Consider the following 13,096-nt stretch of genomic DNA (forward strand, 5'->3'; position numbering starts at 1 on the left):
GCGCAGCCCCGTGAAAGTGGGCGATGAATTTCGGTTGACGATAGTCAGAATGTTCGTTCTGTTAAACTCACATGTGATACAATCAATCTGATAAGTTATAAAGGTCGTGTATCAATGAAATTGGACAGTAATAACCATTCAGTGTTTCTGATGCACGATCATATTACTTTGATGGAGTGGAATCATGACAGTGATCATATATTGTTCAAGGCCCATCCAAATACAGAGCGATCAAATTTCATCAATGCTTACAAAAGCGCAAGCTCCCGACGCATAAAAAAAAGACTTTCCACAAGTGAGGAAAAGTTTAGGGAATGAAATGTTTTGGCCTACTCACAACAGGTGGCGCTCCTTTGGAAATCATAAAAAAATACATTGAAAATCAAGGACGAAAATAATAGGGAGGTGACGGTGATGTTGCTCAATCAGAAATACGAAATCTTTCCGACATACGGACAAAAAGAGATCGTAGAGCGATGGTTACATTATTGCCGTCAACTTTATAATTCTGCCCTTTTGGATAAACAACGGAAATACAAGCAAAACAAAGAAAACTATAATCGTTTCGATATGCAGAAACAACTGACGATCGATAAGGAAGCCTATCCATTTCTAAAAGGGATTCCGTCACAACCTTTGCAAGAAGTTTTCCTGCGGGTAACAAAAGCATTTGACAACTTCTTTCGGAAAGATGCAAGCTATCCAAAACTAAAAAAGCACAAAGATTATAATAGCCTAACCTTTCCGCAGTTTGGAATAAACAAAAAAGGACACAAGTATGCGATGTCTTTTTCAGCGAACGGCAAGCTCTTCAACACGATGTTGGGGGAAGTGGATATCCTGCTCCACCGTCCATTGGAAGGTAAAATCAAGCAACTGATCATCAAACGTCAAGGACAGAGGTGGTACGCTATTTTTTGTGTCGAAAGACAAGCAGTTTCATCATCTATCGATTTGAATAACGCGGTCGGAATTGACGTTGGTCTCCATCAATATGCAGTTCTTTCCAATGGCAAGGCATACGAAAATCCGGGATTTCTCCGTAAGCAAGAGAAACAGTTAATGAAAGCACAACGCACACTCTCCAAGAAGAAAAAAGGTTCCGCAAACTATGCAAAACAAGCCCAGCTTGTAAGGCAACACCACGAAAAAGTGACGAACCAACGCCGTGATTTTCTCCATAAGCTAAGCTTCAACTTATCAAAAGATTACTCAGTCATTGCAGTAGAAAATCTAAACATCCGTAACATGGTGAAGAACAGAAGGTTATCCAAATCCATTTCAGACGCAGGATGGGGCCTATTCAGAAATATGCTGGCCTATAAGTGTGAGAAACAAGGCGGTGTACTAGTCAAAGTAGAACCAAAATACACAACGCAAGATTGTTCTTCCTGTGGCGAACGAGTGAAAAAGTCACTTTCCATCCGCACGCATATTTGTATGAAATGTGGAACAATTCTGGATCGGGATCACAACGCTAGCCTAAATATCCTCAAAAAAGGATTGAAACAATTAGCAACGACTGAGTAAAAGGTCAAGACTGTAGGGCGGGGTCACGTCCGAACAGTATAATCTACGCCTGCGGAGATCGTGTAAGACATATCAGAAATCCTGCTATGCTGTGATCTGTGAAACAGGAAGCTCCCACTTCAAACAGCTCGTCAGAGCGTTAAGTGGTGAGTTGTTCACCCAGTATTATGGGAGGTTTGTTTTCCCCCGCAGCACGTCTTCAATGAATTCAATATGGACTTGGTACTTTTGTTTTGCTTTGTAAAAAATGGATTTATAAAGGCCGCACCCCACATTTTAAATGTAGGGTGCGGCCTTTTGTTCGTTCACAACATTGCTTATTCGTCGGAGGACGTGTATTCTGTGTCGCGAGAGTATCCCAGAAACTGATATCCTTGTTAATGAACCAATTATTCCCTGATCAGTTCATAGATAGTAGCCCCTACCAAGTCTCCGGCTTCTTTCAATCTTTCCACACTGACATGCTCGATCGTGTCGAGTGGCGTGTGGTAATAAGGCTCCAAATTGGCAGTGCCCGGTTCGCAGCTGATGAAATTCACCGCAGGAATTCCTGGATCGTGGAAAGATACATGGTCGGATGCCCCACGTTGAAAAAGGATCAGTTCCGACGGTGTACCGATTCTCCCTTCTGTTGCAGTAGCCGTTTCAGACACAATGTTCAACTTTCCGTCAAGTGTATTCATGTAAATGGCCGTCGCATTGTCCCATGATGTCCCGACCATATCCATGTTAAAATTAGCGATACTCCGATTGATTTCATCCGATGTCAATTGGCTTACATAATACTTCGAACCGACTAAGCCAATTTCTTCAGCACCGACAAAGGCGATCCTCAATTCCTTGTCAATCGGGTAGCTTTTCAATACACGGGCGAGTTCTAAAGCTACCGCCGTCCCTGTTGCATAATCGCTAGCTCCAGGTGCAAACGGAACGCTACCGTAGTTAGCGGACACATGTACAACTTCGTGTTTTCCACCCTTTTTCTGTGTCCGTTTCGCCAGGAAGTCTTATGTCACTTTGTATAGATTTTATATTGGCAATACTAGATAATAAGAGTAATTCGTTTGCTGGAAATGTAATTTCATTGGAGGTTTTACTATGACGATAAACAGAATTTCATTGCCGACTGCTTATATGATCGAAACGCTACGCAGTAACGGCATATCTGACGATCAAATACTTCATCAAATCGGGGAACGGGATGTAACACCATGGGACCATTTAGATTCAAACTTTGACTTTAATCATCTTGTCGAACTCGCCGACCAAGACAGAACTAGTTTTGAATCGATCATCCAAGACGGCTATACCGTGAAATTCGTTACGATAAGAGGATTACAGACACTGTTACAATTGAAGTTCAAAAAACAAGCAGACCGCGATTACCAAGTAACTGAAACAGGCATTTCAGGACTGCAGTTGGAAGAATCTGATTTCACGGTACTGAAACAATTACTCTCTCGAAACTGTAAAATTCAAGAGACGCTTCCCGCGAATAAAAGGATTTCCATCGAGCTAGTCTAAAAGTGAAAAAAGGTTCCTGCGGCTAGATTGCCAAGAGGAACCTTTTTTTATGTGCTGAAACAACGTTGTTTACTTTGAGTAAAGCGTTGCGAATCGAACAGCAAAGGGTTCGATTTGCCTTAATTTCTGCGTCTTTTGCAGAAATTAAGGTACTTTCAGGACGCGGCGACCTTAAGCCTGTGTTCCTTTATTCCGGAGAGAGTTTGGACTTCTGCTGAAGCAATCTAAACTAGATGACACGCAACAAAATGTTCAGGTTCGACTTCCCGGAATTCCGGAACTTCTGCGCGGCAGATATCCGTTGCGAATGGACAGCGGGTGTGGAATTTGCATCCTTTTGGCGGATCAGCCGGATTGGGGATGTCCCCTTTCAAGATGATCCGCTCCCGTTTCAATGTCGGATCCGGGATGGGAACCGCGGATAGCAATGCTTTTGTATAGGGATGAAGCGGATTGCTATAGAGATCGTCGCGGCTTGCCAATTCCATCATAGTCCCTAGGTAGAGGACACCGATTCTGGAACAGAGATGCTCCACTACGCTTAAGTCATGCGAGATGAATAGAAATGTAATCTGTTTTTCTTTTTGCAGTTTGCTGAACAAGTTAATGATCTGTGCTTGGATGGAAACGTCCAATGCGGAAACAGGTTCATCGGCGACGATGAAGTCGGGTTGTAAAATGATGGCCCGTGCAATGCCGATCCGCTGCCGCTGCCCGCCGCTGAACTCATGTGGAAAGCGATCGATATGATGCGTTGCAAGCCCACAGACTTCCAATACTTCAAGCACTTTTTGCCGTACTTCGCTTTTACTGCATAAGCCATGATCGAGAAGGGCCTCCCCGATTGCATCACCGATTCGAATGCGGGGATTGAGCGAACTATAAGGATCCTGGAAGATGAATTGGATTTTCGGTCGCAAGGTTCTCATTTCATCTTTTGACAGACCATGTAGGTTTTGCCCGTTGTACAGCACTTCCCCTGATGTGATAGAAGAAAGGCGCAACACACTTTTTCCGATTGTACTTTTCCCGCTACCGGATTCTCCTACCAATCCAAATGTTTCACCTTGATGAATCGTAAAACTGACGCCATCGACCGCTTTGACAACCGATGGATTGCGTTTAAAAATATTGGCGGATTCTCCGTAATATTTCTTTAAATTTTTAACCTCGATTAAAGGTAATGCCTCACTCATACCATCACCTCTTCTTCATATAACCAGCACGCCACTTGGTGACCGTTTTCCAGTTGCTTAACAGGAGGCGTTTTTTCCGTACAGATGCGCATGCAATGTTTGCAACGATCACTGAAGTAACAGGATGGCTGTAATTCCACCAAATTGGGCACTTGTCCCGGTATTGTGTACAGTTCTTCTTGTCGTTGATTAATGACTGGCTTCGCTTTTAGCAGTCCTTTCGTATATGGATGCTTCGGATTTGTAAACAAATCGATCACGGGAGCTTGTTCAATGATTTTCCCTGCATACATGACGATGACATAGTCCGCCACTTCGGCAACGACGCCTAAATCATGCGTAATGAGCAACATTGACATATTGCGTTTTTTCTTTAATTCGCGGAGCAGATCAAGGATTTGAGCTTGAATCGTCACATCCAGCGCTGTCGTCGGCTCGTCTGCGATCAATAGACTCGGATTGCAGGAAAGCGCAATGGCAATCATAATTCGTTGCAACATCCCGCCACTTAACTGATGTGGATACGAAGCAAAAATTTCAGCGCCCCGCCCGATCCCTACAAGCTCGATCAATTCCAACGCTTTTTGTTTTGCTTCTTTTTTCGTCAGCACTTGATGTTCCAATAACGGTTCCGTCAGTTGTTCGCCGATCGTTAAAACAGGGTTCAACGAAGACATCGGTTCCTGGAAGATCATCGCGAATTCATTGCCGCGCGCGCGGCGCAGATCTCCTTTTTTCATGCCCAATAAATCCCGGCCTTTAAAAAGGACTTCCCCACTTTTCACTTTTCCGGATGCCGGATCGATCAGACCCATGATGGACATGGCCGTCGCACTTTTCCCACATCCGGATTCACCGACAAGACAGACAGTTTGCCCTTCTTGGATTTCAAAGCTGACATCATTCACTGCGTTCACAAATCCCTCTTCCGAATGGAATTGCGTCAACAAATGATTCACTTGAAGAATAGGCTCATTCAACCTAGTTACCTCCTTTTCATATTCGGATCAATGGCATCACGCAAGCCATCGCCGAGTAAATTGATGCTAATAACAGTCATGAAAATCGCCAGTCCTGGTGGAATCCAGAGCCATGGACGTTTTTGAAAATCAATGAGTGAATTGGCTGACGTAATCATATTGCCCCATGAGGCCTCAGGGGGTACAACCCCTAATCCGAAATAGCTCAATGTCGATTCACTTAAAATCGCACCACCGATACTCAATGTCCCGGAAACGATCAATAGCGGTACAATATTGGGCAATAAATGATTTAGCAACTTTCGGCGGTCCCGTAGTCCCAATGCATCCGTCGCCTGGATGAACTGTCTTTCCCGTAAACTGAGCACTTGGCTACGCACAAGTCTTGCCAGTCCAGGCCAACCGACTAAACTGAGCATGAGCATGACGATGTATAGACGATGCTCGGTCGGTACTTTCCATTCTGACATGACCGCAGCCATGATGAATAAGAGAGGAATGCCCGGTAATGTCATAAGGATATCGGCGATTCGCATGACGATTTGATCGACGATTCCTCGATAATAGCCCGCTAAAATGCCTAGTAACGCACCAATTGTTACGGACATCACCATCGCACCGAGTCCGACTGTCAGCGAGATTCGTCCAGCTAACATCAGTCTAGTCAACACATCTCGCCCTAATTTATCCGTCCCTAACCAATGAGCTGCACTTGGGGCCTGATTGACTTTCGTCGGGTCAACGCCTAAATGGACATACGGTGAGAAAAATGGTCCGATGAATGAAAACAAAAATATGAAAATCAGAAACCCGAGTCCGACAAGAGCTATTTTCTTTTTCAGTAGCCGCCCCAATACTTGTCCCCATAAGGAAGATTTCCGATTTGGTTTGATCTTTTTTTTACTGACAGGTAGATCGATTGGATTTTCCACGCGATTCAACTCCTTGCTTTTACTTCAGCCGCACTCTCGGATCCGCGACACCGTATAATAAGTCGGCTATCAAATTACTAATTACTGTCAACAAAGCGATGAACATCGTAAAGCCCATGAGCAGTGGATAATCACGGACCGTGAACGCCTGCATATAAATGGCGCCGATTCCAGGCCAATTGAAAATTTGCTCCGTAATGATCGCCCCACTGAACAAGGCAGGCAATTCAAATCCGAAGAGCGTAATCGCAGGAAGCAAAGCATTGCGCAAGGCATGCTTGTAGACAACCACTTTTTCTTTCAAGCCTTTTGCCCTGGCCGTCCGGACAAAATCCTGCTTGATGACTTCCAGCATATTCGTCCGGAAGTAGCGGGCCAAGCCGCCAATGCCAAGCATCGTCAACACCAGAACAGGTAACACCATATGCTGTGCCACATCTATCACATACGCCCAGCCCGTAGCGTTACTTCCTGTCGTAATCATGCCGCCTGCAGGAAACCATCCTAAATCGACCGCAAAGAATTTGATGGCGAGCAAACCAAGGAAAAACGAAGGTGTTGCCATCGCTGCAAATACCAACACCGTTATCAATGAATCAAATAAGGAATACTGGCGAATCGCGGACACGACACCGATGATAACCGCAATGATCCATGTGAGGATCAGCGAAGCGAGCGCCACAAAAAAAGAACTCCACATATAATTGCCAAGCACTTCACCTACAGGTCGTTGAAACTGCAAGGAATACCCCAAATCCCCTTTCAACAAATTCCCGATCCAGATGAAATACCTCTTAATAGCAGGCTGATCAAAGCCATATAAGGCGTAAAGCTCAGCTTTGCGTTCAAGAGTTAAGTTAGGGTCCGCATCCACAAAGTTCCCCGGCACTAAAGAATAGAGGAAAAAGATTAGCACGGACGCTCCAAACAGCGTCGGGATCAAATAGAGTAATCGTTTCAACGCATAGCTCTTCAAAATGTCATCTCCTTTTCAAAAGCGCAGGGCGCCTGCTTTACTTATGTTCGCAGTCTAAGTGCGCCACATCCTGTCGCAACGACTGCATGACCCGCATCGTGCGGGCTTCAGGCACAAGACAAGCCTGCGAAGCGGCGCTCTTTACCGCACAGCAGGATTGGCTTGTGACCCGAGCGGCTGGCGCCCGGAGCCTAGACGTCAAATTTTTAAAACAATAAGTAAGGCGTATCCAGATCTGATACTGGATACGCCCCAACCAATACTCGTAAATCTGCGTTACTCTGCTAAAAGACCGATCCTTATTGATTTACATCGATGACTTTTAAATCTTTCAAGCTGGATGCAATGCCGCGATAGCCGTTGGGATTAAACCCTTCTACTCTAGCATTCGTACCGCTCAATACTTTCTTGTATTCCATAAAGATGACCGGTGGATTTTCTTCCAATCCTTCGTACAATTCATGGAATGCTTTTGTACGCTCCTCGATATCATTGGACGCAATCGTCGCATCGATCAGCGCATCGATTTTATCATCGCCATAGCCTTTAATTGTGGCAGACGGAATTTTCGAATGGAAATTTTTAACGCCATTATACGGATCCGTCAACATAACCGTTGTGAAAGAAGCTAAATCATGGTCGCCATTGCCGACACGTGACATTAATGCATTGAAGTCCATTTGTTCAACTTGTAGATCAATACCGATTTCCTTATAGTTTTCCTTGGCAATTGGAATCAGTGTATCTCCTAGTCCTCCAGCGGTCGTAAAGTAATAGACGACAAGTTTTTGCCCGTCTTTTTCACGGATGCCAGTCGAACCTTCTGTCCACCCAGCTTCTTCTAGCAATTCCTTCGCTTTTTCAGGATCATAGGTTGTACTGCCGATTTCACTTGAATAAGCCCATGATGTTGGCGATACAGGAATATGCGCCACTTCTGCAAATCCTTGATAATAAGTAGAAATGATCGTTTGACGGTCTAGTCCATACGTAAATGCTTGACGCACTTTTGGATCTTTAAAAATTTCTTTTTCATGATTAAATGCGATATAGCCATAAGCGGAAGACGTGTACACATTGACGTCCGCAAACCCTAACATTTGCAAGAACTCGAAATTATCCTGATTGGCCGTTAACGCACTGTAATCCAATTCACCCGTTTGGAAAAATTGTTGCGAATCCCCTTCAGTCGTTTTATAGATGAACTGCGATACTTCAGGCTTTCCGGCATAGAAATGTTCATTGGCCTCAAAACGGATTTCTTGCCCCGGCAAATAAGCGACAAAACGGAATGGTCCCGCGCCGACCGGTTTCAAATGCAAGTCATTTAAGTAGTCAAGATTCCCTTTTTGATAATCTTTTCCATAGTAAGCCTTTTGCAAAATCTGACCGCCTAGCAAACGCAACGATTGTGCATTCACTTCTTCCGTCGTGATTTCAATTGTTTGCTCATCGATCACTTTAATCCCTGAAATCGAAGTAGCATCTCCATTTTTATAATCCAATCCACCGACGACTTTCGCTTCGGTAATATCTGTATCACCCGGATAGCTTGGATCGTGGAGCAATGTCAATGTAAATTCCACGTCTTCTGCCGTGAATGGTGTCCCATCATCAAACAGTAAACCGTCACGCAGTTTAAATGTATACACTAACCCATCCTCGGAAACTTCCCATGATTCCGCTAAGCCTGCAACCGATTCGCCTTTTTCATTAATATCAACCAACGGCGGGAACATGACCGATTGCACGTTGCCATCATAACCACTTGTATTGAAATAAGGTGTAAACACGCCACCCGGTTCCTGTAAGCCGACAACAACCGTATCTCCCCGATTGATCGCCAATTGTGGAGAAGCAGCCGGATTCTCCGCTTCGATCCGCGTATCTTCCACAACAATTCCACCTGCGTTTGTTTCCGTCCCCTGATCCGCTGTGTTTTGATCCTCTTCAGCAGTATCCGGACTGCAAGCCGCCACCATCAGACTGAGTCCGACAATGGATAAGAATTTTGTGATTTTTGATGATTTCATTCGTTCCTTCTCCTTTTATCTACAATTCAACATATGTATTCCTATTGATTAACTAGGTTTATTAACCAATTACACCTCGGCGTAATTGCGTCCGGAGGCTTGGACCAACAGGATGTTGGTCATTCAGGCACTTCCAAGACACGTCGACCTTAGCCTGCGTTCCTCTATTCAGCAAATGTTTTTGTACTGAAAGCGAAGCGTCAGCTAAAGGGGAGTTGGACTCTCTCTGATTGAAATGCTTTCTGGCATTCATCTGAATCCAGTTAAAACAGATAATGCGATACAATTTTCACAAACGCTTTCTCAGTATTCAACAAAGCACGCTCATCAAAATCGAATTTCGGGTGGTGGTGCGGATAATGCGTCTTCTCATCCTCATTTTGTGCACCGACAGAGAAAAACGTTCCCGGTCGCTCCAGTAAATAATAAGCGAAATCTTCCGCTCCCATCGATGTCTCCAGATCGATGACCGCATCTTCAGAAAATACTTCCGAAAATAAATTCCGAACCAATGTCGTCTCTTTCGGGTGGTTGTACAAAGCGGGATATCCGTGAAGATAATCGATTTTGTAACCCGCATGGAATCCTTTTGTAATACCTTCGACGATGGAATAGATCTCTTCTTTCACTTGTTCCCGCACTTCTTTGTCAAAAGTCCGAACCGTTCCTTCCAATCTGGCCGTATCCGCAATGACATTAAAGGCATTCCCCGCTTGGAACACACCGATGGTCACAACCGCCGACTGCAACGGATTCACTCTTCGACTCACTATTTTCTGCAAGGAGTTAACCACTTCACTACCGACGACAATCGAATCCACCGTATTATGCGGCCTTGCACCATGCCCGCCTTTTCCTTCGATCACAATATCGAATTTATCGACAGCCGCCTGCTTATATCCTTCCCCAACTGCAATTTTCCCGAGCGGAATCCCGGAAGCTAGATGCGCACCAAACACATAATCCACGCCATCCAATGCGTTATCTTCAATCATGAACTTCGCGCCACCAGGAGGTAGCTCTTCAGCCGGCTGAAAAAGGAATACCACTTTCCCCTTCAGACTTTTCCGATATTGACTAAGCGTTTGCGCCGTACCGAGTAAAGCAGCCGTATGCCCATCATGACCACAAGCATGCATCACACCTGGATTCAACGACTTATACGGTGCATCCTCCTTCTCATCCTGAATCGGAAGCGCATCAAAATCCGCCCGTAACGCAATCGTCTTCCCCGGTTGCTTCCCTTCCAACACCGCCACAAGTCCATAACCACCAACATTCGTCCGAACATCCAACCCAAAGCTCACTAACTTCTCTTCAATGAACTTCGCCGTCTTCTCCTCTTGAAAAGAAAGCTCCGGGTGCTGATGCATATATCGTCTCCAACTAACAATCTCTTCAAAACGAGCATCCAAGTCAGCAAAAATCTGATTGAGCGTATCATCATTATTCAGGGTTCCCATTTTAATCCCTCTTTTCTTAATACCTATTATACTGATTGGTTTTATTATAGTCATAGTTCTCTAGAAACACAACACCCAAAGTCGATTGATTTTGTCGAATTTTTATATTTGGAGGAGTTTACTGTCTATTCCTGAAGAGGGGGCGTTGGCTTGTTGCACGAAACCATTGCTTACATCGCAAAGGGATTTAATAAGGAAGCCGATGTTTCCTTGACCGGTGAATCCATTCTTGTTATTCTAAGTCCCTATTCATCGCATCACATTGCTTACGTGGAGGTTTTTGGATGAATATTATGAAAACGATATGGAACGAACGATCCTATAAACAAACTCTGTCGTATATCATTCTTTTTCTTTGTTTTATTGCCTCGGTCATTTTTGTCAATCATAATCATTCCTTCTATCACAAGCCGATTGCTGAAGTGATCGAAACGACTTTGGTAGACACGACACCGATCAACGATTTAGATTCTCTTTTCACCCAACAATTAATTGCCAAACTAAAAAACGGACCCGAAAAAGGGCAAATGATTCATATCATGAATGAGTATTCGTCATCGGGCGCCTATGACCAAGCCTATCAACCCGGCAATGAATTATTTGTTTCCATTGATCCAGGTAAGGAAGAAAACGGAGCACTATCCGGAACGATTCTGGACGTCAAGCGTGATAAATACATGCTGATGGTCGCATGGGTTTTCATCTTCACCTTGCTCATCGTCGGCAAAAAACAAGGCCTGTTTTCCATCATCAGTTTAGCGGTGAATGCAGCTTTGTTATCATATGCATTGGATGTCTATGTAAATCATTTTGGAGTGAGCTTGCTTGTCATTTGCAGTATAAGCGCTGTTTTATTCACCGTTATTTCCTTAGTACTCATTAACGGTTTGAATGAAAAAACATATGCGGCTATTGTAGCGACGCTGTTGGGAACTTTTATATCGCTCTTCATTGCATATATTGCGTTATGGGCCACTTCTGAAAATGGGCTTCGTTATGAAGAAATGCAATTTCTGACCCGTCCCTATCAGGAAGTCTTTATGGCTGGTCTATTCCTCGGCTCTTTAGGGGGCGTGATGGATATAGCGATCACGATGTCCTCTTCGATTTTCGGGCTTTATGAAAAGAATCACAAGATCTCTTTACAAGCACTTCAACAATCAGGATTGGAAATCGGCAAAGATATTATGGGAACGATGACCAATATTTTGTTCTTCGTCTATATTAGTGGCTCGATTCCGATGATCATCTTGTATTTAAATAATGGGGTACCCCTATCCTATACGCTTCCCATGAACCTGTCATTGGAACTGGCCCGAGCCTTAGCGGGCGGTATCGGAATCGTCTTAGCCATTCCGATCAGTCTATATGCATCCATTTTCTTTGTCACTCGAAAGAAGGCGAAATCATGAGTGTACAACTATTACTCGGGGTCATTTTATTCCTCCTGATGGCGCTCGTTGGTGGAAAAAAAGGCGTGCGTTCTTTTTTCACGTTATTCCTGAATTTCGGCGTGCTTTTCTTTACGATCATTCTGATGTCGATTCCCAATGTCAACCCGATCCTATTAACCATCATTGCCTGTATCGTCATCAGTTGCATTAATCTGTTTTACATTAATGGCGTCAATCGAATCACCAAAACGGCATTCTTTTCTTCCATGATCACGATCGTCATCCTTCTCCTGTTCATTGTGTTCATCACAGAAAAAGCAATGATCCAAGGATTTGGCGAAGAAGAAATTGAAGAAATCGGGGCCTTCTCCCTTTTCATCGGCGTCGATTTTATAAAAGTCGCAGCTGCGGTGATCATCATGAGTACAATCGGTTCGATTACGGACATCGCCATTTCCATCGCTTCTCCGATGCGCGAGTTATTCCAACATAACCCCTCCATCGACCGGAAAGAGTTATTTACATTCGGATTGGAAATCGGCAGGGATGTGTTAGGTACGGATACAAACACCTTATTTTTCGCCTTCTTCGGCAGCTATCTTGGGCTGCTCATCTGGTTTAAGGACTTGTCCTATTCGTTTGGGGAAATTGTAAATTCCAAAGTGTTTGGCGCTGAAATGATTACCATCCTCTGCGCGGGGATTGGGGTCGCCTTGATCATTCCGATTACCGCATGGATTACGGCTTATTTTTTGGTGAGAGTGGAAGGGTAATCAATTACGCCTCGGCGTAATTGCGTCCAGATTTTGAATTGAGCAAAGCTCAATTAACTCCTTTCAAAATCTGTGATATCCGCCGGAGGCTTTATCTTCATTCAGCGGGCGTTTGGACACACGCTGAACAGGAAAACGAAACCGCAAACACTCGGTACCTATAGAGGCGAGTGTCTTCTGCTGAATGAAGATAAAAGAGACCTAAGGCACGGCCTAAAGGTCTCTTCTTAATGATTATCTCTTTTGAAATGAGCTGGATAAGGATCGATTGGGGATCGTCCCAATTAATTCGGAA

General features: G+C 44.3%; 11 protein-coding genes and 1 pseudogene. 5 read left to right on the plus strand and 7 right to left on the minus strand.

The window, feature by feature from the left end; translation table 11 throughout:
* The first annotated feature begins 114 nt into the window (after positions 1-114).
* Positions 115-398, plus strand: a pseudogene (locus tag ACFPRA_RS08600) (IS200/IS605 family transposase).
* A 16-nt stretch (positions 399-414) separates the two neighbouring features.
* Complete coding sequence (locus tag ACFPRA_RS08605; RefSeq protein WP_381432748.1) at positions 415-1,530, plus strand: RNA-guided endonuclease InsQ/TnpB family protein; 1,116 nt, start codon at positions 415-417, stop codon at positions 1,528-1,530.
* Positions 1,531-1,919: 389 nt separating this feature from the next.
* On the opposite strand, the gene ACFPRA_RS08610 is transcribed toward ACFPRA_RS08605, so the two are convergent.
* Positions 1,920-2,531: a M20/M25/M40 family metallo-hydrolase gene (locus ACFPRA_RS08610; protein WP_381434828.1), complete on the minus strand. Its 612-nt coding sequence runs from the start codon at positions 2,529-2,531 to the stop codon at positions 1,920-1,922.
* A 97-nt stretch (positions 2,532-2,628) separates the two neighbouring features.
* Between ACFPRA_RS08610 and ACFPRA_RS08615 the strand changes: the two genes are divergently transcribed.
* Entirely contained in the window at positions 2,629-3,054 is a 426-nt protein-coding gene (locus ACFPRA_RS08615; RefSeq protein ID WP_381432751.1) for a hypothetical protein, read from the plus strand.
* Positions 3,055-3,278: 224 nt separating this feature from the next.
* Here the strand turns inward: ACFPRA_RS08615 and ACFPRA_RS08620 are convergent, their stop codons facing one another.
* From ACFPRA_RS08620 to ACFPRA_RS08645, 6 genes are all read right to left on the minus strand, one after another.
* The gene (locus ACFPRA_RS08620) at positions 3,279-4,250 is read right to left on the minus strand and encodes an ABC transporter ATP-binding protein (protein ID WP_381432754.1); all 972 of its coding nucleotides are present in this window, start codon (positions 4,248-4,250) and stop codon (positions 3,279-3,281) included.
* Positions 4,247-5,230, minus strand: coding sequence for an ABC transporter ATP-binding protein (locus ACFPRA_RS08625; RefSeq protein ID WP_381432757.1), 984 nt, complete (start codon positions 5,228-5,230; stop codon positions 4,247-4,249). The genes ACFPRA_RS08620 and ACFPRA_RS08625 overlap by 4 nt, the downstream gene beginning before the upstream one ends.
* Positions 5,231-5,235: 5 nt before the next feature.
* Positions 5,236-6,162 carry an oligopeptide ABC transporter permease gene (opp4C, locus tag ACFPRA_RS08630; protein ID WP_381432760.1) on the minus strand — a complete coding sequence of 309 codons (927 nt, stop codon included), beginning with the start codon at positions 6,160-6,162 and terminating at the stop codon, positions 5,236-5,238.
* Between the two features lie 19 nt (positions 6,163-6,181).
* Positions 6,182-7,138 carry an ABC transporter permease gene (locus ACFPRA_RS08635; RefSeq protein ID WP_381432763.1) on the minus strand — a complete coding sequence of 319 codons (957 nt, stop codon included), beginning with the start codon at positions 7,136-7,138 and terminating at the stop codon, positions 6,182-6,184.
* Positions 7,139-7,437: 299 nt separating this feature from the next.
* A complete protein-coding gene (locus tag ACFPRA_RS08640) occupies positions 7,438-9,171 on the minus strand; it encodes an ABC transporter substrate-binding protein (RefSeq protein ID WP_381432766.1) in 1,734 nt (577 codons plus the stop codon).
* Positions 9,172-9,434: 263 nt separating this feature from the next.
* Complete coding sequence (locus ACFPRA_RS08645) at positions 9,435-10,634, minus strand: M20 metallopeptidase family protein (protein WP_381432769.1); 1,200 nt, start codon at positions 10,632-10,634, stop codon at positions 9,435-9,437.
* Positions 10,635-10,918: 284 nt separating this feature from the next.
* On the opposite strand from ACFPRA_RS08645, the gene ACFPRA_RS08650 reads away from it, so the two are divergent.
* Positions 10,919-12,046 carry a YibE/F family protein gene (locus tag ACFPRA_RS08650; RefSeq protein ID WP_381432772.1) on the plus strand — a complete coding sequence of 376 codons (1,128 nt, stop codon included), beginning with the start codon at positions 10,919-10,921 and terminating at the stop codon, positions 12,044-12,046.
* Positions 12,043-12,801 carry a YibE/F family protein gene (locus tag ACFPRA_RS08655; RefSeq protein WP_381432775.1) on the plus strand — a complete coding sequence of 253 codons (759 nt, stop codon included), beginning with the start codon at positions 12,043-12,045 and terminating at the stop codon, positions 12,799-12,801. Before ACFPRA_RS08650 ends, ACFPRA_RS08655 begins: the two co-directional genes overlap by 4 nt.
* The last annotated feature ends 295 nt before the right edge of the window (positions 12,802-13,096 follow it).

The organism is Sporosarcina soli (assembly GCF_042655805.1).
GTDB lineage: Bacteria > Bacillota > Bacilli > Bacillales_A > Planococcaceae > Sporosarcina > Sporosarcina soli.